This is a genomic window from Halobacillus sp. AWH4_228, assembly GCF_056158365.1.
In genome coordinates this window covers 1,755,235-1,779,597 of the sequence record NZ_JBSWTE010000001.1, presented here as the reverse complement: position 1 = coordinate 1,779,597, position 24,363 = coordinate 1,755,235, and the positions used below count along the sequence as shown (strand labels likewise).

The 24,363-nt window shown below is 47.6% G+C and carries 25 protein-coding genes and 1 pseudogene; 7 read left to right on the top strand and 19 right to left on the bottom strand.

Annotated features, from left to right (window positions below):
* Nucleotides 1-143 precede the first annotated feature (143 nt).
* From ACXADP_RS08915 to ACXADP_RS08890, 6 genes are all read right to left on the bottom strand, one after another.
* Nucleotides 144-863: an exonuclease domain-containing protein gene (locus ACXADP_RS08915; protein ID WP_474971285.1), complete on the bottom strand. Its 720-nt coding sequence runs from the start codon at nucleotides 861-863 to the stop codon at nucleotides 144-146.
* Entirely contained in the window at nucleotides 860-1,828 is a 969-nt protein-coding gene (locus ACXADP_RS08910) for a DUF294 nucleotidyltransferase-like domain-containing protein (protein ID WP_474971284.1), read from the bottom strand. The genes ACXADP_RS08915 and ACXADP_RS08910 overlap by 4 nt, the downstream gene beginning before the upstream one ends.
* A gap of 24 nt (nucleotides 1,829-1,852) precedes the next feature.
* Nucleotides 1,853-3,115: an ammonium transporter gene (locus tag ACXADP_RS08905; protein WP_474968899.1), complete on the bottom strand. Its 1,263-nt coding sequence runs from the start codon at nucleotides 3,113-3,115 to the stop codon at nucleotides 1,853-1,855.
* 280 nt (nucleotides 3,116-3,395) lie between these two features.
* Nucleotides 3,396-4,139, bottom strand: coding sequence for a polysaccharide deacetylase family protein (locus ACXADP_RS08900; RefSeq protein ID WP_474971283.1), 744 nt, complete (start codon nucleotides 4,137-4,139; stop codon nucleotides 3,396-3,398).
* Between the two features lie 93 nt (nucleotides 4,140-4,232).
* Nucleotides 4,233-4,523, bottom strand: coding sequence for a hypothetical protein (locus ACXADP_RS08895; protein ID WP_474971282.1), 291 nt, complete (start codon nucleotides 4,521-4,523; stop codon nucleotides 4,233-4,235).
* An 80-nt stretch (nucleotides 4,524-4,603) separates the two neighbouring features.
* Nucleotides 4,604-5,254, bottom strand: coding sequence for an SDR family oxidoreductase (locus ACXADP_RS08890; RefSeq protein WP_474972297.1), 651 nt, complete (start codon nucleotides 5,252-5,254; stop codon nucleotides 4,604-4,606).
* Nucleotides 5,255-5,567: 313 nt separating this feature from the next.
* Here ACXADP_RS08890 and ACXADP_RS08885 point away from each other — a divergent pair, with 313 nt between their 5' ends.
* Nucleotides 5,568-5,789, top strand: a complete 222-nt coding sequence (locus ACXADP_RS08885; RefSeq protein WP_474970413.1) for a winged helix-turn-helix transcriptional regulator — start codon at nucleotides 5,568-5,570, stop codon at nucleotides 5,787-5,789.
* A gap of 157 nt (nucleotides 5,790-5,946) precedes the next feature.
* On the opposite strand, the gene ACXADP_RS08880 is transcribed toward ACXADP_RS08885, so the two are convergent.
* The 3 genes from ACXADP_RS08880 to ACXADP_RS08870 form a co-directional block, all read right to left on the bottom strand.
* Complete coding sequence (locus tag ACXADP_RS08880) at nucleotides 5,947-6,321, bottom strand: hypothetical protein (RefSeq protein ID WP_474968902.1); 375 nt, start codon at nucleotides 6,319-6,321, stop codon at nucleotides 5,947-5,949.
* 104 nt (nucleotides 6,322-6,425) lie between these two features.
* On the bottom strand, nucleotides 6,426-8,000 hold the full coding sequence (locus ACXADP_RS08875) for a long-chain-fatty-acid--CoA ligase (RefSeq protein WP_474971281.1): 1,575 nt from the start codon (nucleotides 7,998-8,000) through the stop codon (nucleotides 6,426-6,428).
* A 98-nt stretch (nucleotides 8,001-8,098) separates the two neighbouring features.
* Nucleotides 8,099-8,731 carry a putative glycolipid-binding domain-containing protein gene (locus ACXADP_RS08870; RefSeq protein WP_474968904.1) on the bottom strand — a complete coding sequence of 211 codons (633 nt, stop codon included), beginning with the start codon at nucleotides 8,729-8,731 and terminating at the stop codon, nucleotides 8,099-8,101.
* Between the two features lie 190 nt (nucleotides 8,732-8,921).
* Between ACXADP_RS08870 and ACXADP_RS08865 the strand changes: the two genes are divergently transcribed.
* A complete protein-coding gene (locus ACXADP_RS08865; RefSeq protein ID WP_474968905.1) occupies nucleotides 8,922-10,022 on the top strand; it encodes a DUF2515 family protein in 1,101 nt (366 codons plus the stop codon).
* Nucleotides 10,023-10,098: 76 nt separating this feature from the next.
* Here ACXADP_RS08865 and ACXADP_RS08860 read toward each other — a convergent pair whose 3' ends face one another.
* Nucleotides 10,099-10,851, bottom strand: coding sequence for a class I SAM-dependent methyltransferase (locus ACXADP_RS08860; RefSeq protein ID WP_474968906.1), 753 nt, complete (start codon nucleotides 10,849-10,851; stop codon nucleotides 10,099-10,101).
* Nucleotides 10,848-11,297, bottom strand: a complete 450-nt coding sequence (locus ACXADP_RS08855; RefSeq protein ID WP_474971280.1) for a hypothetical protein — start codon at nucleotides 11,295-11,297, stop codon at nucleotides 10,848-10,850. The genes ACXADP_RS08860 and ACXADP_RS08855 overlap by 4 nt, the downstream gene beginning before the upstream one ends.
* 170 nt (nucleotides 11,298-11,467) lie before the next feature.
* On the opposite strand from ACXADP_RS08855, the gene ACXADP_RS08850 reads away from it, so the two are divergent.
* Nucleotides 11,468-12,367, top strand: coding sequence for a DMT family transporter (locus ACXADP_RS08850; protein ID WP_474971279.1), 900 nt, complete (start codon nucleotides 11,468-11,470; stop codon nucleotides 12,365-12,367).
* Between the two features lie 15 nt (nucleotides 12,368-12,382).
* Nucleotides 12,383-12,979 (top strand): TetR/AcrR family transcriptional regulator, encoded by a 597-nt coding sequence (locus tag ACXADP_RS08845; RefSeq protein WP_474968909.1) that lies wholly within the window; start codon nucleotides 12,383-12,385, stop codon nucleotides 12,977-12,979.
* Nucleotides 12,980-13,002: 23 nt separating this feature from the next.
* On the opposite strand, the pseudogene ACXADP_RS08840 reads toward ACXADP_RS08845, so the two are convergent.
* Nucleotides 13,003-13,371 (bottom strand): annotated as a pseudogene (locus ACXADP_RS08840) (DUF817 family protein); the annotation flags it as partial.
* A gap of 131 nt (nucleotides 13,372-13,502) precedes the next feature.
* On the opposite strand from ACXADP_RS08840, the gene ACXADP_RS08835 reads away from it, so the two are divergent.
* Together ACXADP_RS08835 and ACXADP_RS08830 are read left to right on the top strand one after the other, a co-directional pair.
* Nucleotides 13,503-14,618, top strand: coding sequence for a saccharopine dehydrogenase NADP-binding domain-containing protein (locus tag ACXADP_RS08835; protein WP_474968910.1), 1,116 nt, complete (start codon nucleotides 13,503-13,505; stop codon nucleotides 14,616-14,618).
* Nucleotides 14,619-14,689: 71 nt separating this feature from the next.
* Nucleotides 14,690-15,442, top strand: coding sequence for an IclR family transcriptional regulator (locus ACXADP_RS08830; protein WP_474968911.1), 753 nt, complete (start codon nucleotides 14,690-14,692; stop codon nucleotides 15,440-15,442).
* A 319-nt stretch (nucleotides 15,443-15,761) separates the two neighbouring features.
* On the opposite strand, the gene ACXADP_RS08825 is transcribed toward ACXADP_RS08830, so the two are convergent.
* The 6 genes from ACXADP_RS08825 to ACXADP_RS08800 all read right to left on the bottom strand — a co-directional run bounded on the left by ACXADP_RS08825 (nucleotide 15,762) and on the right by ACXADP_RS08800 (nucleotide 20,893).
* On the bottom strand, nucleotides 15,762-16,580 hold the full coding sequence (locus ACXADP_RS08825) for an MBL fold metallo-hydrolase (RefSeq protein WP_474968912.1): 819 nt from the start codon (nucleotides 16,578-16,580) through the stop codon (nucleotides 15,762-15,764).
* Nucleotides 16,581-17,109: 529 nt separating this feature from the next.
* Nucleotides 17,110-17,334, bottom strand: a complete 225-nt coding sequence (locus tag ACXADP_RS08820; RefSeq protein WP_474968913.1) for a YqkE family protein — start codon at nucleotides 17,332-17,334, stop codon at nucleotides 17,110-17,112.
* Nucleotides 17,331-17,663, bottom strand: a complete 333-nt coding sequence (locus ACXADP_RS08815) for an iron-sulfur cluster biosynthesis family protein (RefSeq protein ID WP_027955490.1) — start codon at nucleotides 17,661-17,663, stop codon at nucleotides 17,331-17,333. Before ACXADP_RS08815 ends, ACXADP_RS08820 begins: the two co-directional genes overlap by 4 nt.
* Nucleotides 17,664-17,725: 62 nt before the next feature.
* Complete coding sequence (locus ACXADP_RS08810) at nucleotides 17,726-19,000, bottom strand: Y-family DNA polymerase (protein WP_474968914.1); 1,275 nt, start codon at nucleotides 18,998-19,000, stop codon at nucleotides 17,726-17,728.
* A gap of 128 nt (nucleotides 19,001-19,128) precedes the next feature.
* Nucleotides 19,129-19,923 carry an SDR family NAD(P)-dependent oxidoreductase gene (locus tag ACXADP_RS08805; RefSeq protein ID WP_474968915.1) on the bottom strand — a complete coding sequence of 265 codons (795 nt, stop codon included), beginning with the start codon at nucleotides 19,921-19,923 and terminating at the stop codon, nucleotides 19,129-19,131.
* Nucleotides 19,924-19,927: 4 nt separating this feature from the next.
* The gene (locus ACXADP_RS08800; protein ID WP_474968916.1) at nucleotides 19,928-20,893 is read right to left on the bottom strand and encodes an MBL fold metallo-hydrolase; all 966 of its coding nucleotides are present in this window, start codon (nucleotides 20,891-20,893) and stop codon (nucleotides 19,928-19,930) included.
* Between the two features lie 216 nt (nucleotides 20,894-21,109).
* Here ACXADP_RS08800 and ACXADP_RS08795 point away from each other — a divergent pair, with 216 nt between their 5' ends.
* Complete coding sequence (locus ACXADP_RS08795; protein WP_474971278.1) at nucleotides 21,110-22,633, top strand: AbgT family transporter; 1,524 nt, start codon at nucleotides 21,110-21,112, stop codon at nucleotides 22,631-22,633.
* A 46-nt stretch (nucleotides 22,634-22,679) separates the two neighbouring features.
* Here the strand turns inward: ACXADP_RS08795 and ACXADP_RS08790 are convergent, their stop codons facing one another.
* Complete coding sequence (locus ACXADP_RS08790; protein WP_474971277.1) at nucleotides 22,680-24,296, bottom strand: M20/M25/M40 family metallo-hydrolase; 1,617 nt, start codon at nucleotides 24,294-24,296, stop codon at nucleotides 22,680-22,682.
* Nucleotides 24,297-24,363: the final 67 nt, after the last annotated feature.

Below are 24,363 nucleotides of genomic sequence, written 5' to 3'. Positions count from 1 at the left end.
GCCTGTATTGTGTCTCACATTATACATAATAGTCTGAATTTTACAACAGGAGGTTGTTTTTTTCATTTTTTTCTAAAGGATTTTTAAACCCATAGCTTTTTTCCACATAAAAAAAGCACCCCTTTTTTATAATCAGGAGTGCTTCAGCTAAAAGAAGCAAGTTTTGTATAGACTTCCCCGAGCGTCCGGTACCCGTTCTCCCGTGCTTCCTCGACCGCCCGAATCCATAAGGCTGCTGCAGCCTTGGCATCAGATAAAGCATGGTGCCGATGGTCAACCGGTATTTCATACGCCGCACAGCATTCATCAAGGGAATTCAGATCCTGGTTCGGACGATTCACTTTGGTGAGAAAGGTTGTATCAAGGATCCGGTGCCGAAACTTCCGCTTCATTTCCGTCCATGCCGCATGATTCATAAACTTTCGTTCATGGCCGGCGTGATGGGCGACTAAGACATCACTCTGGATATACCTGTAAAAATCGTGCAGGACCTCCTCAAGCGGTGGGGATTTCTGCGTCATCTCCTTTGTAATGCCCGTGAGACATGTAATTTCATCAGATATGGAGCCCCTGCACTGGACGAGCGAATAGAAGGATTCCTTTTCAATCTGCAAGCCTCTGATTTTCACAGCCCCTATCGAGAGGATGCGGTCTCCTTGATAGGGGTGAAAACCGGTCGTTTCTAAATCAAAGACGACGACAGGAAGATCTACAAGCGGCAGATCCAGCACATTTTTTTCCTTAATTTCACGCTCCAGATTTCTAATGTAGGCCTGGTTGGAAGCACTGCTTTGATTCAGGGATGAAAAGCCACTTCCGAGCCGGCCGGAGAGATCTTTTACAAATTGAGTAAATGGATTCATAGCACTCCCTCTTTAGATAAAACCGCTTTAGCATGCTCAATGGCTTCATGGCCGTATTTCATCCAGGATTTCAACCGCTTTTTTTCTTCCGCTTTCAGAGAATGTACTGGAACATAATGCACCCCGCCATACCCATCCGATTCCTCCACCTTATGGAGCCGGAACTGAAGAAATTCTTGAAACTGCTGCTTATAAAAATGAAGTTCCGGAAAGTCCTCCTCCAAATAGTCATACCTCGACAGGGTGGAAGGGACATGCAGCTGTTTATAGAAAGCCAGAAGTCTCGCTGCATTGACAAACGGAAAGTAAATGGTTTGTTTAAGATCGACGCTGCCCTGCCGGCTTCCCTTCTGTTCCGGAAGCAGCTGCCCGAACACGCCCTTTCCTTTTTTTATAAGCTTCACGTTCTCCACAACTCTTTGATACAGATGAGGGTGCTCTTGGAATGCTGTGAAAATTTCATTTTTTACCGGTGCCAGCCTGTCTTTTTCACCCACGAGAACTCTTGAATCGAAGAAGATCTGCATATGACGGAGAGCCTGCCAGTCCCCCTGCTGCAGCCACCCTGATACCTGCTGCTTCATTTCCTCTTTCGGCTGACACCAAACTGGATTGGAGGACATGACATCTCCCTCACATTCTTCATAGCCGACAGCGGCAAGACCGCGTGTGATTTCAGCACCCAGCGTGAGAAAGTAATCCTGATCAGACTTTCCTCCTTCAAAAATAAGACCGTGGTCCTGATCACTCCAAATGGACTGCTCGCCCCGCCCCGCGCTCCCCATGAGATAAAAACAAAAAGGAGCAGGCGGCATTCCCTGCTCATTTCTCACCCGTTCCTCTGCAAGTCTCACCGTCCGGGAGATGAGCTGATCATGAAACACATTCAATTCCTCAGAATCGGTCAACAGACCAGGGATCATCGTTTCCCGCCATGTACGCAGCTCTTGATAGCTTTCGCGCATGCCAACTCCACCCTTTATCTCTATTTAGGCTCCTGAATTCGACTTCGGTGGTGTCAGGTTCTCAGGATACCCATACCCGCCATGTTCACTTATATCAAGTCCCATAATCTCTTCTTCCTCGGAAACACGGAGGCCGCCCATTGCCTTATCCATAACCTTCAAAATGATGAAGGAAACAACAAACGCATAGAGACCAGAACTGACGACTCCCAGAATCTGTACACCCAGCTGTTCAAATCCCCCGCCGTAGAAAAGTCCGGGACGACCTACAGCGGCAAGTTCCGGCGTTGCAAATAAACCGTTGGACAATGTCCCCCAGATCCCTACTGTACCGTGAACAGAAAGGGCGAATATCGGGTCGTCGATTCTCCGTTTATCGAAGAACCTCATACTGAAGAAGACGAACGCTCCTCCAATCAAGCCGATCAAGACAGCCGCCCATGGAGCAACGAAGGCACAGGAGGCGGTAATGGCAACCAGACCAGCTAAAGCTCCGTTCAGTGTTGTCGGTACATCCGCCTTCCCAGTCACGGCCCATACCATAAGCATTGCCCCAACAGCCCCCGCACCGGCTGCCAGCTGAGTATTCAAGGCGACATAACCGAAAAAGGCATCCCCCACACCAAAAGTACTTCCCGCATTAAAACCAAACCAGCCAACCCAGAGAATGAGCACACCGAGAGCTGTGAACACCTGGTTATGACCGGCAATCTCATTCGATGTACCGTCTTTATTGTATTTACCGATCCGCGGTTTCAAGATCATGGTTGCTGCCAGAGCCGCCATGGCTCCGGTCAGGTGAACAACAGTGGAACCGGCAAAGTCCTGTTTCCCGTGCTCCGCGAGCCAGCCGCCGCCCCAGATCCAGTGAGCGATAACCGGGTAGATAAGTATTGAAAATAAGACCGCAAAAATAACGTACCCCATCAGTTTCGCCCGCTCAGCAAAGCCACCGAAAGCAATGGTCATGGCAATAGCTGCGAAAGCTAATTGGAACATAAAATCAACGGAACCAGCCAGTCCCTCTCCCATCGTTTCTGCATCCCCGTAAAAGAACTGGGATAAGCCTACAAAAGCATTCCCCTCACCATAGATCAACCCATACCCGACAGCCCAGAAAACCAAAGAAACAATTCCCACTGTAAATACGGTTTTCCCTGCAATATGGCCGGCATTTTTCATACGTGTCGATCCCGCCTCCAAAAGGATAAACCCTCCCTGCATCAACAAAACAAGAATCGTACAGACAACAATCCAGAGATTGTTCATTAAAAACGTGGCTTCCATGACTTACCCCTCCATGTTAGATTTCTTAACATAATATGATATATACTACTGTACCAAAGTCAAAATGTTAACACAATTGTTTATGTAAGGATTCTTCACATTTTTCAAAATTTATAAGCGGGCTCTACACGCTGTACCTTTACACAGAATGATTCGCCCTTTCCATTTATACATCCGTCCAACTCTTTAAGAAAAAACCTTTACCCACTGGTATTTTAAACATGAAAAAAGGCTGTGGAGATCACGTTCTCTACAGCCAGGCACCCTTTATCCTGCTATACTAACCGGAAAAGTCATCAACGATTTTATACTTTGGATGTTTTTCAATCAATTCGGATACCGTTACAAACTGGAAGCCATCTTCTTTTAATGCAGGGAGAATACGGTTCAATGCCTGGACCGTCTGAGATCTGTTGCCTCCGAAATCATGAAAGAGAATGATATCCCCATTCTTTGAATGGTCTAGAACTGTATCCACAATCCGATTTACCCCGGGGCTCTGCCAGTCTTTTGTATCCTGATGCCAGGACCACATGACTACCATATATCCTTCCTCGCTGGCGGTATTTACAATAATGTCATTGTAAACACCGCCGGGTGGGCGGAACAATTGAGGAGGCGTCCCCGTAATCTCCTGGATTACATCTGCCGTAAAGTCAATTTCCTTCACAATATCTTGTTTTGATATTCCGGTGAAACTCGGATGATGGTACGTATGGTTGGCTATTTCATGTCCTTCCTGCGCCATCTCCCTGATCAAGTCCGGATGCTTCTGAGCTCGTGACCCGACTACAAAAAATGTACCCTTTGCCCCGTATTTTTTTAGTACTTCCATAATTTCGGGTGTGTACGTATCACTCGGTCCATCATCGAATGTGACGGCAACCCATTTGGACTCTGTCGGTACTTCCCAGATCGCGGTCCCTTTCTCTTCATAAAAGTGCCGCGGATGAGCGTCCGTCGAGAGTAGAGGAAAACTTCCAAAAAACAGAAAAATAGCAGCAATGCCAGATGTCAGTTTCATCTCTGACCCCATTTCTTTTTTTATTAGTGTGCAGAGCGGCGGTCATCTTATTCCATAGAAAAAAGCTCTCTTTGTTGGAGAGAGCTTTTCTGCTTATTGATCGGGTTTTAAAATGGTCCGCTGAAGGGGGACGCCTCCCATGGAAACATTTCGTTCAATGAAGACATAACGGTTTCCATTGATCGTAAACACCCCGTCCCCTTCATAAGATGCTTTGTAACCCTGGTTCTTCAATTCAGCCAGAACAGCCTTCGTATATTCGCCGAAATCTACATACCGGCCATCCAAATCCAATTGGATATGCCCCTTCCGGTACCCCATAAGCCAGTTGAATAACATGTACAAACCGACACCTGCGGTTAGTGTGACAATGACTTGAATCATTAGACAGCCCTCCTGATCATCTTCTTCTATTCCATACGAAAAAGAGGAGGAAGGCGTTTCAATCTGCGGTTCATTTCCTGTTAATCCTGCTGTTTCGTCGGTGCCAGGTCGATTTCGCGAATCGTTACAGACGATGGCTGCTGATATGCATAATAGATGGCCTCGGCTACAACTTCCGGCCGAAGTCCTCCTTCAATGGATGCTTTCCAATCCCTGTACCCTTGTTTGATGCCATCATCAGACGTATGACTGATCAGTTCTGTTTCCACAACGCCCGGAGCAATAGTTGTTAAGCGGATATTGTCACCAGCTACTTCCTCCCTGACATTTTCCGTCATGGCGTGAACAGCAAATTTCGTTCCCACGTAAGCGGCATGATCCGGGAAGGTTTTTCTGCCGGCAATCGACCCAATATTAATGATGGTACCCTGCTGATGCTTTTTCATAGACGGAAGAACAGCCTGCATCCCGTGTAGAACTCCGAGTACATTCACATCATACATTTCCTTCCATTCAGCTTTGTTTTGATTAGTAATATCTCCTAAAAGCATGCGTCCAGCGTTGTTCACCATCAGGTCAACAGGCCCGAACGTCTGCTCCGCTTTCTCTATTGCAGCCTTTAAAGCCTTGTCATTCGTAACGTCCACATCTGCTTTCATGACGTGGTCTCCAGAAAACCCGTCCAAAAGATGCTGGCGATAAGCAGAACATTGAAGCCTTTCTCTATCAATAATGAAGCCGTTGCTTTCCCTATCCCGCTGGAAGCTCCTGTGACTGCGATAAACCCTGTTTTCATCATTATTCCCCTTTCTTTTCTTTCACTCATGGGTAGTGTACAGGAGGAATCATGAAGAAAAAAGTACGCACTTTCATGTCAGATGGTGACATCAAGGTAACGTATAGAAAGGACGACGTATGGAAAATATCCTTTACTTAAATGAATTTGACGCCACGCTGCAGATGATTCAGGGAAAATGGAAAGTTCTGATCCTCTATGAAATCTATGAATGTCAATACCGGCGTTTCGGGGATTAGAAGCAGTATATACAAGATGTTTCCCATAAAACATTGACGAGACAATTAAGAGAACTGGAACAAGACGGCCTCCTGTTCAGGAAGGTTTATCCAGAAGTTCCACCAAAGGTTGAATATTCATTGACGGAACGGGGGCGTTCCTTGATTCCTGTTCTAGACTTAATTTGTGACTGGGGGCTGCAGCATGTTCCTAAGACGCAGCTGGAGCGGGTGCTGTGTGAGGAGGAATAGAGGGAGGCTTCTGAACAGGCATCGAATGTCTGACGCTTGTTGTATATAAAAAAGACGCTTCTTTCCCAGCCGGAGTGGCTGAAGAAGAAAGCGTCTTTTTTCAATTCCATAAAGGTCTCAGATCCTTCAATCCTTCATCTAAACAAGAAGCACACGGTCAAGAGCCGGCCATACAAGGAACTTTCGGACACTCCTCGCATTCGCCTGCAATCGCGTATCCTTCAACCGTAAATCCTTTTTTTCTAAGAACTCTTGCTGCCATATTTTTCTCAACCTCGTTGGTGGAGATCAGCAGCAGCGGCTGATCCGGCAGCTCTCCTGCGTGCCGTTTCAAATAGGCCAGAGGCAGGCAGTACGCCTGTGGATACGGATCCTTATAGGAAATCTGATAATCCCGGGTATCAACAACGGCTCTGCCTGTAAAAGAGCGGCTGGGTGTTATAGAGACTTTATGGACTGACCGGGCCGGCCAGATCCGATAGAGGATGTGGTATAAGGCAAACATGATCAAAGCACTCATTACCGCCGTCATGACCCATCCCTCCTTTTTCATTTCATTTTCTAGTTGTATTTTATACCCCCGTTGGTATAAATGTCAACAAAGAGAACCTCCCCGTCGATAAGGGGAGGTTCTTTTTAATGAACCATCCGACTGTGACCTTTCCAGAATTCTTTCCTGATCACCACTTTTTGTATTTTTCCGGATGCGGTCTTTGGTAATTCTTCAATAAAGGAAATGCTCTTCGGTACTTTAAAATGAGCGAGTTTTTCCCTACAGAAGCGGACCACTTCTTCTTCCGTCAAACTTTCTCCTTCTCTGAGTACAATGCTTGCGTGCGGAACCTCCCCCCATTTTTCATGAGGAACTGCCACGACAGCCGCTTCCAATATGGATGGATGATCGTACAGCGTTCCTTCCACTTCGATGGAAGAGATGTTTTCGCCACCGCTGATGATGACGTCTTTCTTCCGATCGACGATTTCAATATAGCCGTTCTCGTCCACGACTGCCATGTCTCCGGTATACAGCCAGCCATTACGGATGGCAGCTGTTGTTGCTTCTTCATTTTTGTAATAACCGTCCATAACATTGTTTGACCGTGTAACGATTTCCCCTATGGTTTTTCCATCATGCTCAACCTGGCTGCCCTGCTCATCAACGACCATTACCCGGCTGCCTATCATACTATAACCTGCTTTCGCCTTCAAACGATAACGTTCTTCCGACTCTTTCTCCAAATCCATGGACTTGAGCTCAGATGTCGTAATGAGCGGCGAGATTTCAGTCATGCCGTACACTTGAATGAATTTCCAGCCCAGGTCCTCTTCCACTTTCCTTACAAAAGCCGGAGGTGGAGCCGATCCCGCAATCACGACGCGCACATCCTGTTTAATTTGCGGATCGGCCGCTTCATAAGCCTCAATCACCATGTTCAACACCGTGGGAGCCATATGTAACACGCTCACCTTATACTTCTCCACCTTATCAATGATGGCGGATGGATCGTTTTTTCGCAGCATCACCTGTGTCGCTCCATTTGCTGTGTAGTAAAATGGAGACCCCCATCCGTTCACATGGAACATCGGGAGTACATGCAGCAGCGTATCCTGATCCGAAACACGTAAATGATGCATCGAAGATAAGGCATGCAGATAGTTCGACCGGTGACTCAACACAACACCTTTGGGATTCCCTGTCGTCCCGCTCGTATATAACAAGGAAGCCGGATCTGTTTCCTCCACCTCAGCTCTTGGATATGAGTCGCAGGAAAAGGAGTGAAGCCAGTTTTCATACCCCTGTCCAGATGTGTCTCCATGGACAATGACGTGCTGCAGGCATGGGAGGTCATCGACAATGTTCTCCACCAGAGGATACAGCGAAGCATCAACAAGCAGAACTTTACTTTCACTATGTCTCAAAATGAACTGATAATCCGCCGGCTGCAACCGGGTATTCAAGGGCGTCATGACAGCTCCAAGCTGAAAGACTCCATAAAACCCTTCCAGCATTTCTGTTGAATTGGGAGCCAGGTAAGCCACTTTGTCCCCTTTTCCTACACCAAGTGCATCCAGGCCGCGTGAAAGCCGGTTGACCCTCTCATTCAACTGACTGTAGGTCAATGAAAACGTGTCGTCTATGACTGCTGTTTTTTCTGCATATAGTTCTACTGCCCGATCAAGGAAATCGGTTAAAACTAAAGGTACATGCATGCCAACACCCTCCTAATTAAAGCGCTTACAATAAGTGTAAAGAAATTTCTGTTATCCAGCAACTTCTCCTTCCGCTGTTTTTGCCGGAGAGGGTTTCGTCAGGTCGGAAGCCTCCCTCCTGAATTTCCTTCCGAAGCCAGAAATACCGGTGCCCCATTGAAAACTCCTCTATAATCCGACACCCCCTGCCGGTAAAAAAAGCCCGGATATTCGACAACCCAGCCATTTTGGTCAACGACCAGTGCTGTTTCATAATTTCGGCACCTGTACTGGAAAATCCGGCAGCCATCAGAGTCCCCTAAATACGTATATGTCTGCAGGATTGGCATCACTTCCCGGCTTAACGGCTGCACGGAGACCATTTTGAATGTTCTTTTCTCCCCTATCACCCATGAAACCCGGTTGATTGGAAGCGAGTTGGTTAAAGGTGTGATGGACAAGTCAATATTGGACGCCCCGTCCAAAGTCTCCATGTAACTGCCCTCCACCCACCATTTGTCCTCTTTAACGGTCTCAATGACAAAAGGGTCTTCTTCTTCATTTGTAAAAATTTTAAGCTTTTTTGTTTTCCAATCATGGCCGAGTCTAAGGAGATAAGATACGCGGTGGGGGCGTCTGTCATTGATCAGCAGAACGGTCCCATTCACTTCCATACCGTCAGGCCGTTTGTTAATGGTTACATATTCCGAACCGGCGGCGTCAAGATGATCCCACATGATACGCTGCAGCAATAGGGTTTCCTCCTTTTTGATATCATCGGCTATCTGCCGGACTTCTCCCTCTTTCATTCCCTTATTTTAGAAGAATTCGTTGAGATACAACGATATTCCTTCCTTGTTTTACATACGGTTTTATTTCCTGCATACACTAGAAAAATCATGAAAACCTGAAAATAGATCTGCATATGGGAGGGGGGGTACGGTGAAATTCCGGTCTGATGCAGGGGTATTAAAAAAGCAGTTAAAAAACGCCTTAAAACCAGGTGACACACCGCCGATCCATAAAGAAGAGGAAAGAATGCTGGAGGACATTAAAAATAAGACCAAAAAAGCCAACCGGAACAATGTTACCCGTACGAAAGCCTATATGGATTTCTTTCTCATCCACCCCGAAATCCACTGGGCTCTGCTTGCCCATTTAGTTTCAAGAAATGCCGGATGGAACATGACCGATTTGAAGGGGTCTTATCTTCCTAAACTGCTGACAGCAAAAGAAACGGTTGATTTCTATGTATTTTTGGAACGCGGAAACTGGCTCATCTTTCAAGATGCCTATCCTCAACTGCTTCTCTATGAATACAGCAGGAAACAGGGGGCACCTCTTTGGCATCTGTTACCCTTTCTGAATGTGTCTGCCTTCATGCGCCCTTTTTGGGAGCGTTTTTGGGAAAGCGGCCGCAGTGAAGAAATCACCAAAGCGCTGATTGTTAATGAACAGCATTATATTGAAAACCGCGTTCTTAACAACTCCCTTTACATGCAGACAGTAATGGATAAAGTCATGTTCAAACTTCAGGAACTGCTGTCCATGAACCATATCCTTTTCCCTTACCTGACGCCTGTGCAAAAACGAATAAAACTGACAGGTGGAACGGTCCACCATTTCACTTCCGTAAATAAACGCGTCTCCCTGGGGCGTTCTCTCTACGACCTGCTCTATTCCATAGAATCCCGGCTTGAATCCATTATTCTGTGGGCGGAATCCCGTCCTCATACCGGCTCAAGAGCTGATTACTGGCCCGAGTTATTCTTTATGGAAGGGGATGGTTCAACACCTGTACCTTCTCCAAGCCCCTGCAGAGGAATTGGGAGAAACAAACTTTTCAGTCCGACCTTGTCAATGGCCTGGGATGACTGGGTCCATCCTAGTGCGGAAGAAGGAGACTGGTTTACCGATTGTCATGTGCTTCGTCTGCTGAAAAAAAAGCCGGAAAAATTTTCAGGAGACATCGAAGGTCCCTGCTGCCGGTCTCTTGAGGAAATCCAGGCAGCTATTCAAGCGAAACAAACGTTTTTTTCATAGAGCGCTGCACAAAAAACCGTCCAGCTTCCATAAATGGAGCAGGACGGTTTTTATGTGAACACAACCCCCACACCTTTCAGCCTTTCACCGCCCTTGTCGCAACCATTGTCTTTATGTACTTGTCGATTGTCCGCCCGTTTCCAAAATCATCTTCGTAAAAACCGGTAATCATCAGGCCGGCTTCGATCTGTCCTTGAATCTGATCTTCAAGCGTGTGTCCGAACTCTACAGCCTCGTTCTCTTCAAAAGCATCTTCCAGTCCCGAATATGGAATCGCATGAGCCACTTCAAGCTTTCCTTCCTCTTCTTTCTGGTCATCAAACAGGTAAAGAACCGGATTCATAAATCCAGCAATCAACGTACCTTTTCTTTTCAATACCCGGGAAGCTTCTTTCCATACCGGCCGGACATTTTCCACAAATACGTTGGAGACGGGGTGAACAATGATATCAAAGGTTTCATCTTCAAAAACGGACAAGTCAGTCATGTCCCCTTGAACGGTTCTAAGGGAAAGCCCTTCCCTTTCACTTACCTTTCTATCCTGTTCCAATTGGGCCGCCGATAAATCGAAAACTGTGACGTCAGCTCCTGCGGCTGCGAGTACTGGTCCCTGCTGTCCGCCACCAGAAGCCAGACACAGCACTTTCAATGCACTGACAGACTTCGGAAACCAATGTCCTGGGACTTTCCTTCCTGCAGTTACCCCGACTGCCCAATCACCAGCAGAAGCCTTCTGAATGACTTCTGCATCGACCGCTCTCGTATAGCGGACCTGATCCTCGACTTTTCGATCCCAGGCCTTTTCGTTGTGCTTTTGAATATTCGTCATTCGTTTTCCCCCTTTTCTATTGGGTGGGCCTGCCCCCAGTACTTTTCAATTTCCGAGAGCAGAGACTCTTGGTCTTCCGCCGATAAGTAACCCATATAAAGTTCTTTTGAGTGGTCCGATTTCCTTTTTATGATCAAGACGTCCTTTACTTTTGTTATTCTAATGATGTCATCAAATGGAAGGTCGAGATAGCCGCCTCCCAGTCCTCTATGGATCGTTAATCCATCCTTACGCACGACTGTATAGATACGTGTTTTCATAGTCAGCACATACCAGACCGCTCCCCCACTGATGAGGACGCCTGCAGGGAGCGTATAAAGAAGAGAACGGTCTCCCGTGAGGAGGGCGGTTACCACTGACACAACGCTGCAGACAATGAGGACAAAAGCGGTCCGAGCCGCTTTTGTCTTTCTTAAGGTGCTGCTGTACGTGTAGGCTGCGACCATGTTTTCTCCTCCCCTTTCACTTCCTCCCTGTTCTACGTATCTCCCTCTGCATAAGTTTCGTTCTTTGGAACATTTTTCCCTTTCCACTTTCTCTTGACGGTAAACCGACCGGTATGGTTATATATAAGAAGAATATACCGATCGGTTTACTTTAAGGAGGGTGATGCTTCATGAATAAAAAATTGAACGTACTGGCCGCAACAGGATTTGTAATTATGTGGAGCTCAGGATTTATCGGAGCGAGACTCGGGACCGATGAGGCAGCTTCTATGACGGTGTTGATGTGGCGTTTTATAACGGCTGCTGCTATTTTAGGGATCTGGTGGTTATGGAAGCGGCGCACCCGTTTGAGTCCTAAAAGTGTGATGACTCAGGTGTTGATCGGTCTGCTGGCTCAGGGAGGATACTTATACTGTGTATTCCTTTCCGTTGAACAGGGGGTTTCAGCGGGGACTTCTAATTTAATAACGACGCTGCAGCCTATAGCAACAGCTCTGCTCGCGGGGCCTGTTCTAAAGGAAGGGACATCCCGTAAACAGTGGATCGGATTATTCACCGGCATCACAGGCGTATTGTTCGTCGTTTACGGTGATCTTGGAAAAGCTTCAGACGTACCGATCTGGGCTTATGGACTGTCATTTGCAGCCATGATTTCCCTTGTCATCGCCACACTATTTGAAAAGACAATCAAACGTCCCTTATCTTTAATGGATGCGCTGCCGATTCAAACAGCCGTAACTGCTGTTTTCTTTACAGCCATTGGGATAGCAACGGACAATGCGGCGTCCCCGGCTACCTTTGATTTCTGGTTCGCAATCGCCTGGGTCGCCGGTTTGTCCACCATTGGAGGATACGGTTTTTACTGGTTGAACTTAAAAATCGGCAGTGTTACAAGAGTCAGCAGTCTCCTTTATTTAACACCACCTGTCACAATGATCTGGGCTTATGTTATGTTTGGAGATACAATTGGTTTCTTAACCATCTCAGGAATGATAATATGTTTTCTAGGCGTATGGGTCATTCAAAAAGCAGAAGCCGGTCCTTGTGAGACCGATCCGTACAAACAATAGATGGAGGTGGCTTGCATGGGTGAAACGACAAAAATGACACCGGCGGCCCGGCGGATTCTGGATACCGCTTCAGAGCTGTTTTATTCCAAAGGCATCCATGCTGTAGGTGTGGAAACCATCGCAAGTGAAGCTGGTGTAACCAAAAAGACCCTGTATGACCGATTCGGTTCTAAGGATCAGCTTATTGTGGCGTACTTGGAAGAGCGGGATCAAAAATGGAGGGAGCACCTGTTCTCCTGCATGGATGAAGTGCCGGACGATCAGCCGCTGGATAAAATCCTGCGTATTTTCGATGCCCTTGAAAACTGGATGAGCACACGGAACAAAAGAGGGTGCGCCTTCGTAAATGCCCTGGCTGAGCTTTCTGAAGAAACCCATCCAGGCCGGAAGGTTATTATGGAAGAGAAAAAGTGGTTGAAGGAATTGTTCTCCTCCCTTTTGGAACAACTGCAGATGGAAAATCCTGGTCCTATAGCAGAACAATTATTTATTCTTCACGAAGGGTTAATGGTGACCTATTCCCTTGATATTTATGAACGAGGGACCACAGGAGCAAAAGAAACGGCACACATGCTCATTCAATCCGCAGACTATAAAAAAGAGGAAGCCTGATATCAGGCTTCCTCTTTTTTTGCTCATACAGCCTCTGTTTCCTTCTCCTCACCTGTTCCTGAACGCTTTTCCTTCACATGCTTCAAGAGAGCAACAATAAGAAAACTGACAATCACAAGCAGCAGCCAGGAGCTGATCTTCCCCACATGAACAAGCGTCCAGGCGTCCTGCTGGCCGGGATACTGCCACGCACCGAAAAATGTTGCAATGTTTTCAGCAATCCAGATAAAAAAACCGATCAGGACAAAGGACAGAACGAGCGGCATTGAATATTCCCGCCCCTGAACAATATAAGTTACCCGTGTCCGAATAAACAGGAGAACGACAAGGGATGCGAGCCACCAACGGATATCAATCCAGAAGTGATGAAAGAAGAAATTGAGGTAAACCGCCTGATAAACAATAAATTTTTATTCATATTCGATACTTTACTCTATACGGGCTAAGTTCTCCGTTGACCCCTTCACTTTTTTCTGCGTATAATAACAAAAAAGGGACACTGTCCCAAAATGGAGGTTTTTCGATGAATAAAGTGTTGTTGATTGGAACTGGTGAAGTTGGCAGTCATATTTTGGAATTTATCGTTCGTGATCCTAAATGCCCGGAGCTGGTTGTTTGTGATATTAATGAGGAAGACGGCAGGAAGAAAGTGCATAACGCCTTAAGCGGAGCGGCCGTCAGCCGCCTGTACCCTGAAGTTACGTTCAAAAGGCTGGACGTAACCAATGTCCAAGAAACAGCTGATCTCATTGACAGGGAGCAGCCAGACGTCATCATCAACTGCGCGGTTCTCCAGACGTGGCATACCATCCGTAAGCTTCCTAAGGAAGTCTATGAAAGGTTGAGCGCAGCCAGTCTCGGTGCATGGCTTCCATGCCAGCTCGCCCTTGCCTACCACCTTATGCTGGCCGTACGGCAATCCTCTGTTTCCCCGCATGTGATTAATACAGCTTTATCCGACCTGGTCAATCCTGCCCTTGGGAAACTCGGACTTGCCCCTACTATCGGTATCGGGAATGTGGATGTAATTGAACCTTCTGTAAAACTTTCAGTTGCTGAAAGCCTTCATGTACCGGCAGATGCCGTAACGATCTACCTGGTCATCCATCATCAATGGTGGGTCTATCCAAGAGAAGCCGGCTATCAGAAAGCCCCGCATTATATGAAAATTATGGTGCATGACCAAGATGTTACGAACCAGTTTGATACTGAACAGCTGCTGTGGGACGCCATCAAACAGTATCCGGAGGGCACAGCATTCACAACCGTTTCCGCAAGCTCCACCATTAAAAATATGTTTGCCCTCCTCCAGCCAGCTAAGTTGCTTACACACTCCCCCTCTCCACAAGGGCTGCCCGGCGGGTATCCTGTCTATTTGAGCCGGGAAGGGGCTGAACCCGTCCTCCCGGAAGGATTGACGCTGGAAGAAGCCGTTCAGATCAATGAAGCTTCTGCCAAGCTGGATGGGATTGATCACATCAGCGAAGATGGGACCATTTATTATTCGGACTATACCCATCAGATTTTGAAGGAAATGCTTCATTTCGATCATGCCAGCTTCAGACCGGAAGACAGCCTCCAGCTCGCAAAAGAAATGATGAGCAGCTACCAAACGCTCGCTGCCCGTTACCAGTCTTAAAAGCCCCACCCACCAAAAAGACGTGGTATGATAGAGGGAAAATGCGTTTGTTACGTAAAGGAGGTCATGCGATGCCTTCGCGTATTGCAGCCATTGATAATGCGATTGACATATTAATGGTTCTCAGCCAGAACAAAGAAAAGAGCATCCGGGAGCTCGGGGTCCAGCTTGATATCTCTAAAAGCACGCTGCACCGGACGCTTCAGACATTGGAATCCCGGGGATTTGTTAAACAGGACAGTGTTACACAAAAATACTCTCTTGGTTATCAAATCCTCGAACTCAGTGTTCAATTAAAGGCTCATCACGAATTAAGAAATGCAGCCGTTCCCCATATGGTGGATCTGCGTGACCGGCTGGGGGAAACGGTGCAGCTGGCTGTTATGGAAAATGATCAGCTTCTGATCATCGAGGCGGTCGAAGGAACGAAGGAACTAAGGTTTTTCTCCAAAGCAGGCCAAACCCTCCCTGTCACCTATGGTAATTTCGGAAAAGTATTCCTGGCTTTTATGGATATCAAAAAACGGGAGCATTATTTAGCCGGCCAGCCACTGGAGAAATATGGATCCCGTTCCATTATCGATCAAGGGGAATATATAAAGCAGCTGGAACACGTAAAGGAAGAACGGCTCTCCAAAAGCGTGGATGACCCGATTGATGGATCGATCAGCATGGCCGTACCGATTTTCAGCAAAACTGAAACCGCCGCAGCCCTCTCCATCGTCGGTGCAAAAACCGATCAGCTCCTGGCTGATCAGGAAAAATGGGAGAAACTCCTTAAAAAAGCAGGAGAAGCTGTATCAAACGAACTCTCCAAAACATAACAAAAAGACCGCTGCCCCGCAGCGGTCTTTTTGTAGATGAACCTCATATTCCCCTATCTTCTCCAGGAACTTAAAAACTCTCCCGGACCCTTTCGTTTCATTTTTTCCCACCGTCACTTGGGAAGGTCGTGAGAAGCGTTCGTTGGGGACGCCGGCGGGAACAGCACGGGCCGAGGATCCACTTCGGCAGGTGTTCTTCCTCTCCAAGTCAGCGGAGGCCGTGCCCGCCGCAAGCATCCACCGCTAAGCGGAACGCGACCATACACATGTCTTGCGAAAAGTAGTATTTTCCGGACACAATGAATCCGGCCTTTGTCTGTTAAACGTCGGTTCCCACCTTTCTCACACGGGCTTTCACGTCAGCGACAATGGAGGTAATGATGTGAAAGGAATCCCATTCTCCATCAGAATAAGAAATAATCGGATACTCCTTCGGGAACAGCTTCTTTTGAATGTCATGATTGGACAGTCCGGATTCGTGAAGGTGCTTAATTTCTGCATAGAGGTGCTGGAGATGGTCCAGTTTCTCTTCCAGGCGGCGGCGCCCATCTTCTATATAACCGGCATGACCACAAAACATCGGTCCAAAATCGTAAGTGAGCACCTTTTGTATGGAGTTCATAATCTGCGGGATGGACTCCTCCCGCATGATTACCTTTGTCTTCGGCCGTACGTACAAATCTCCTGAAAATAACAGGCCACGATCTTTGTTGAACAGGGAAACGTGATCTACCGCATGGCCCGGCGTTTCAATCACTTCCCAGTCCAATTGACGGGAGGAAAGCCGAGACGGGTACGGGACAGGATGAAAGGCTTCCCGAAGCCCCCACGTCTTCCTTCGGTATTCCGGGTAAGGAGCAAATTCCTTACACGTATCGATGCCGGATGGGTGAACATAGATCGGAGAACGGTGGTGCTGTTCCAGCCACGCCGCAGTCCCTGTATGATCTTCGTGGTTATGCGTCAGAGCCGTCACATCTATCGGTATGCGTTCATAAAACGAAATGAGTTCATCTTCAAAATGACGGGTGCCCGTATCTACAATCATACCGTCCACGTAATACGCATAGACGCTGCCCATATGAGAGACGACCATTTCCACACATGTGACCTGCTCTTTTTCAAAGACTTGAAACATAGGATTCACTCCTTTTTAGATTCTTTCCCTATTGTAACATGAATGAATAATCATTCACTATATAATAAATTCATCAAAAAATAAATAGTCCGTGTCGTAGAAGTGGTTATTTCTAAAGTGGTTGCACTGCCTCCTTTTTCGCAGGAATCACCGGGTCCCTGATCCGTTTGGAAAAACATGCGTTTTCTAGTGACTCCAAAGGAGCGATCACCAATACTTGATCATGGATAGGATTTTCCCCGCGCAAGCGGCAGTGACGCATCTTGTACTGTTTTTTGAAACGGCGAAGGAGCTATGCCAACCTTTCTCTATCATCATAGCGTAAAGCTCCACAGGCACCGGCACGAGGAGCGTTCGGTGGTGACGCCTGCGGGAACAGCACGAGCCGAAGATCCACTTGGTCCAATGGTTTTCTTGACCAAGTGGATCTTCGGCTCGTGCCCTCTCAACATGACATACGGACGACTCTAACTGGATAAGACAAACTTTTTCTACAGACTGAAAAAATAAGCACCCCTTAGTGGAGTGCTTATTTTTTGAAAGTTTTCCAATCGAGTTCACTCTCATTAAGAAGCTCTTCAAAACTCTTATTGGCTTCTCTGCGCTTTCTTTCTTCCATCCGGCGCTGCTTTTCCTGTTCTTCCCGTTCTGCTGCCTGCTGTTTCCATTCATTCTGCTTCGACTTGAGTTTGGATAAAACATCGGCGTTCAGCTGGGAGCCCAGCGAGCCTTCTTCCAGTTTCTTTTTACTCATATCGTCGCTCCTTCTTTCACGTCTTTGATCGGGATGATCGGATTCAAGATACCATCAGGGCTGGAAAGGCGGAAAGTGCCACGGACAAAATCAAGCTTCATCTCCTTTTTGAAGAAAATGGCCTGCTGGTTGTCAATAATGACCGGATAATCTTCATTTTCCACTTTCTCATCCGTCGTCCGCTCTTCATGCTCCAGACGAAGGGTCGGGAGTCCGTTCACTCCACAGCCGCACCCTTCAGTATCATAAAAAAGGCGGAGAAGCGGCCGGCCGGCCTCCTGTATCTGCTCGAGCTGTTGTTTAGCTTCATCTGTGATGCGTAGTTTCATCTTTCATCCCTCCTGTCCTTCTATTGTAAAAAATCCTTTAACAAAGAACAATCGTTTTGATTTTATTCGGCATAATGTCCGCCAACTAGACGGCTGCGGTGTCGAGCTGTGCCGGCGTCCGTCCAGGAAACCGCCCGGAGCAGCATATCCTGGCCGAACCGTTCACGAATCTCATCCATGACATATCCGAGGTCACGTTTTTTATCCTTTCCTTGATCAAACAAGTCCAGCTGAACACTGGCATCCTCCGTAATACTGCCAAGCGAAATGGATAGGCGGCGGACGACTCCCCCGTTGTAAAAGCGGTGAAACAAAGTGAGGCAGGCATGATAAATATCCATCGTAATGCTTGTCGGCTGATTGATGGATACAGACCGGTGAAAGCCGCTGCCATCTTCCCTTTTACTGTAGCCGATACCGAGCGAAATCGTCCGGCCCGCATGGCCCTTGCGGCGCGCACGACGGGCCACCTCCTCACACATCTCCAGGATAACGTACTTCACTTCCTCAGGATCCGGATAATCCCTGAGGAGAATCTGACTTTTTCCATAACTCACCTGGCCATGGATAATCGGAGCTCCCGGATCGGATAAGTCCACCCCATTCGCATGGTAATAAAGTTGATTCCCCATCACACCAAACGCCTTCTCCAGTCGTTCCAGCGGAAATTTTGCCAGCTGGCCGACTGACCAGATGCCCATCCGGTTCAACCTATGCTCCATCCGCGGGCCGATCCCCCACATCTCAGACAAAGGGGCGACGGGCCACAATTTCTCCTGAAAGTTCTCAAACGTCCACCGCGCTATGCCCTTCTTTTTCGCTTCCAGATCAAGACACAGTTTGGATAACAGCATATTCGGTCCGATTCCGATGGCGGCATCCAAATGGAAGGTTTCCTTCAATTCATCAATAATCATCTGTGCCGTCTCATCCGGACGGCCGAATTTCCCTTTGTTCCCTCCAACTTCCAAAAAGCTTTCATCGACACTGTACGTATGGATGTTCTCTTTAGGAACGAATTTATGAAAGAGGTGCGTGACTTGCGTAGACACCTCCAAATATTTCCTCATTTGAGCGGACACAATCACAATATCCGGTGACGATGGTATTTCAAACAGACGGCTCCCCGTACGGATGCCGTATTTCTGTTTCATGGCCGGTGTCGCAGCCAAAACAACGCTCCCTCTCCGGTTCATATCCGCAACGACCGCCAGGGAACAAGTTAAAGGATCAAGCCCGCGGTCAATCGCTGCACAGCTGGCGTAAAAACTTTTCATATCCACACAGAGGATGCCACGATCCGGATAGCGGGTGTAATCAATATTCGGATTGCTCATGTCCCTTCTCCTTTCGTTTTTACTACTATTATGCGAATATATGTTCGTGTTTGCAAGTTCCAATTCCTGTAATCCTGTCTTGAAATATAAAAAAACCCCCGGCCAGCAGGCCCGGAGGTTGGATATCCTTATTTTTTCTTAAACTGTTTATGCATGATTTTTTCGACCGCTGAGGGAGCTACCGCGTATACTTTACTTCCTGAATTCATCCAGGAAGGCAGGTTGATCTCCCGCTGTTTCGTGAATAAGCGGCTGATGACGACTCTTGCCACCTTATTCGGATCCAGCATCATCTTATCCACGGCTTTTTCATAATTCCCACTCGGGTCCGCCTGCTTAAAAAAGTTTGTCCGGACAGGACCGAGGTTGACGCTCGTTACATGAAGGCCGAGCGGCTCTACTTCCATCCTTAATGCGTTGGTAAACCCAAGCACGGCATGTTTCGTAGCGGCGTAAACAGCGGATTTCGGCGTCGCCATCTTCCCAGCCTGGGAGGCGATATTCACAATATGCCCTTCCCCGTTCTGAAGCAGGTGGGGCAGCAGTTGATGAGTTGCGCGGAACAATGACGTCACATTGACTGACACCATCCGGTCAATATCCTGCCAGTTTGAATCGGCTACATAATCGAACACCGCCACCCCTGCATTGTTAATCAATGCATCGACAGACCCCTGTTCATAGCAGATTTTGTCAATGGTGTCTTTCCATTCTGCATCATTGGACAGATCGGCTTTATACCACGGACAGGATGTGCCGAAAGTGCTTTCGATGGTTTCACTCATCAGTTCCAGTTTATCCTCTGACCTGGCCGTCAAAATCGGAACAGCACCTTCTGATGCTGCATGGATGGCAAGAAACTGTCCGATTCCGCTGGAGGCCCCGGTAATCAGGATCTTTTTTCCCTTTAAACGTTCATTCATATGATCACCCGTTCATTTCGTAAAATTTCTCCCCTTCTATGATAGAGGTTTTCAGCCGATTTATCGACTCCAAATAATCCAGCTGTCCTACGGTCTCCGACATCGTCAGCCCAAGCTGGGATTCTACATGCTTGGGAAACAGACGCTCACATACGTCATAGGCACGCTGCGGTCCGTCCTTAAACATGCGGAAAACTTTTTCCGCCCGCTGCTCCTGCTTTGTCAGACGGGTTTGTATAAGAGCATTCACATCACCGAACACCTTCCCATGGCCCGGATAAACCGTGTTCATGTTCAAAGGAAGCAGTTTCTTCATGGAAGCCCGGTACTGAAGAAGAGGCTTCGGCCGTCCTTCTCCCGGACTGTAGGCAGGCTCCAGTAAAGGGTTGGAGGAAATATGGGCAAGAAGATGATCTCCCCCGATCAAGGCACCGTCGTCTTTCCGGAAAAAGGACAGGTGGTTCTGGGCATGCCCAGGGGTTTCAAGCACCTCCCATTCGTCATGGCCGGGGAGAATACAGCCTTCTTCCAGGAGGTGCGTCATTTTCCCTTCTGCCGTCCATTTCAGCGGTTTTTTCAGCCCTTTCAATAGAGAATCAAAGCGCTCCGGGACACCCGATTCCTTATACATCCACTTAAAAAATGATTCGTACCGTTCAAAGAAGCTGTCATCCCTCTCCAGCCACGGCTTCAATTTAGGATGACCTGCGATCGTCTGGACACGTGAAAAACGATCCACCCAACCCATATGGTCAGGATGATGATGTGTAAGGATCACCTGCTCAATATCCTCAGGCCTGTACCCTGTCATTTTCAACTGATCGACAAGCGCGTTCCAAGCATCTTCTGTACGGACACCGGCATCCACAAGGGTAAGGCGGTCCCCTTTCAACAGGTACGTATGGACATCTCCCACCGCATAGGGCGTAGGCATTGTGATTTGAGTAATTGTATCTTTCAATGTTTTCATACCCTTCCTCCAAACTGAATGAACATTCATTTCTTATATTGTACCATGTTTCTTTTCGGATTTCCCGCATACGGATGTTTAAATATCCTATAATTCGTAATACTCTTTCTAGTAGCACTTTTTCAAACACCCTTCAAAAAAGTCTTACAATTCTTTATACTTTAACGCGTCTATGTAAAAGAAAGAACTTTTTGAAAAGCTGTAAGGAGGAGAATCATGGAAAAACAGGAGAAAAAAGGGCTGACAATGCGCCTGCTTGACGGCGTGGAACGTGTCGGGAACAAACTTCCCCACCCTGTTACATTGTTTGCTGTTTTTGCACTGCTGGTCATCATTGCTTCATGGATTGCTTCCACAGCAGGTGTTGAAGTGGAAGATCCCGCTTCAGGTGAAACCCTGCAGGTGGTGAATCTGCTTTCCAGTGAAGGTATTAAATATATGTTTGAAAGCATGGTTGAAAACTTTGTAGGATTCGCACCACTTGGAACCGTGTTGGTCACGATGCTGGGTATCGGGATTGCTGAGAGATCCGGATTGATCAGTGCGATGCTCCGGGGTCTCGTTACTTCCGTGCCACGCTCATTAATGACTGCTTCCCTCGTTTTCGGAGGAATTATGTCCAGTATGGCCGCAGACGCCGGGTATGTCGTCTTGACGCCCCTCGGTGCCGTACTGTTTGCCGGCCTCGGCCGACATCCGCTTGCTGGACTTGCAGCTGCTTTTGCCGGTGTATCCGCCGGATTCAGTGCCAACCTGCTGCTGACCGCTCTGGATCCACTGCTTGGTGATTTAACGATCCAGGCAGCTGCTACCATCGATCCGGAGTATGCGGATACGATTTTGTATACGATGAACTATTACTTCATGATTGCCTCTGTGTTTGTATTAACGATTGTCGGTACCATTGTGACAGATAAAATCGTTGAGCCGCGTCTTGGCACCTATAAGGGCGGCGTGAAGGAAGAAGTCAACTACTTAACAGCCATTGAGAAAAAAGGAATGACAGGTGCACTGATCGGTTTCATCGTGACCATCGCTCTCATGGCTCTGCTTGTTGTACCGGAATGGGGACCGCTGCGTGATCCGGATGATTTTCTTGCGTCTCCATTTTTCCACAGCCTTGTTCCTGTTATCTTGATTTTGTTTTTTGTCCCAGGATTTATTTATGGAAAAGTGACGAAGGAAATTAAAAACGATAAGGATGTCGCCGGGCAGATGTCCGATACGATGGCTTCCATGGGCATGTACATCGTCCTTGCCTTCACGGCAGGACAGTTCGTTGCCTACTTCAACCACACCAACCTTGGTAAAGTGATTGCCGTCAGCGGGGCCGATTTTCTCGATAACCTTGGCTTTACAGGCATCGGCCTGATTATCGCCTTCATTTTTGTGGCCGGATTCATCAACCTGTTTATCGGAAGCTCTTCAGCCAAATGGGCGATTATGGCGCCGGTCTTCGTGCCACTTATGATGCAGCTCGGTTATTCACCGGAATTGACAACCCTTGCCTACCGGATTGCCGACTCTACGACCAACGTCATCTCACCGTTGATGCCGTACTTTGCGATTGTGATTGCTTTTGCACAAAAATATGATAAAAAAGTGGGCATTGGTACACTGATTTCCGCCATGCTCCCTTATTCCATTGCCTTCTTCATCATCTGGATGATTATGCTCCTCATCTGGATGATGACAGGTCTTCCCATCGGCCCTGGTGCCGGATTTGAATACAATGGATAATCAAAAAGCCTGGAATGATTTTCATTCCAGGCTTTTCTTATGTGCTTCACGCTTTAAATAGTTCGTGAATCGTTTCGGTTACGATTTTTGGAAGCTTTTCAAAACTGTAGGTCAACTCAAGCCGCTCCGTCCACTGGTGAGGATCCCTACCCAGAGGGCCTACGTTAATAATCGGCATTGTGATCGATTCCATGTCTTCCGCCGGCCATTCAAACCCATTTCCGTGAATCGGCATCTGTTTCGTCAAATCCGTCAGGGACGAGCGGGCGGATGTCGGGCCGATGAAGCTCAAATCTGACAAACCTGTAAAGTACTCCACTACTTCAAGTTCTTCTCCATAATGTGTACGGGCATAATCCATAGCTGTCTGCGCTCCGTGCTGGATCATTGGATCGTGGTGCGAGGAAACCGCCGGATAGAACGGTGGACTGTAAAAAAGAACAATCATCGGACTGATATCCTTACACAGGGAAGCGAGACTCTGCACGAGAGTCGTTGAGAAATCACGATCTCCCTGATCACGCAGTTTCACAAGCCGGTTCTGCCGACGTTCCACTTCCATCTCCCCATACCTTTCGACCGCTTCTTTGTAAAGCTGGTCATACGTAAGGATCGTGATATCCGGATGAAAGGCTGACGTCTGGGTGCCTTCCAAATAATACGATGCCTGATGATGATAATGATTGATGATCTTGGCTTTTGCACGTTGGGCGGCCAGCAGCAGCTTCTCATTCAATTCCTTGATCGTCTGCTTCATATACAGGACGTTGTACATGGCCACAGCTGCCTGCGGGGTCTGTACGGAATATTCAAATTTCAAGTCCCGCTGCATCAAACTGATCGGCGGCGGTGTCCGCTCTTCCCCGACCTTTTCGATAAAGGCTTCATTCAGCTCCATTTCCTGAGCCAGATAGCTGACCATTAAATTGGCATTCAGACCGCCGAAGGGCTCCCCTGCATGGGTTTCCTTCCCGTAACACAGGAAACCGGGCAGCGCTTTCCCTATGGAACCGGTATATAAATAGTAGGCCGGATCACCCGGATACTTACTGAACATCGGCTCACCGTTCAAAGCGGTCTTATACACGAGATTTTCTTGTTCTTTGATTTCCCTCAAGGCCGGAAGTGCTGCCAGCATCCCCTCAGAGTTCACTTCCTCATCAGGAACCGCAATGAGCAGTAGATTTCCTTCAAATTCACCATTCATCGCCTTTTCCAAAAGAGACAAATGAACAGTTAGACCAGCTTTCATATCCATCGTCCCCCGCCCGAAGAGCCAGTTTCCGGATTCCAAGTCCTTCAACGCTTCTTTTGGCAGGTCGCTGCTGTTTTTATGTAGTTCCTGCGTTAACTCCCGTGGATAGAACGCCAGATTCTGATACGATCCGTAATCTTCGACACCAACGACATCAACATGGGCAAGCAGGACGATGGTTTCCTCCGCTTCTCCATTTTTCACAAGCGCAGTGAGAAGCTGTCGTCCATCATCAAGAGGATGCCGTTTAAGATGATCGGGATGCTTTTTATAATAATCCCTGTCCTCCAAAATATAATATAAGTATTCAATGATGGCGATCTCTTCATCGCTGTTCGTAATACTCGGATACTCCACCAGCGAGCAGAGCAGATCCGTCAATTGTTCTTTCGTCTGCCATACCTTCATCACTCCACACTCCTTGTTGACTTTTCACAGAATATCAAACACAATCAGACTCATAGAGCCCACTTGG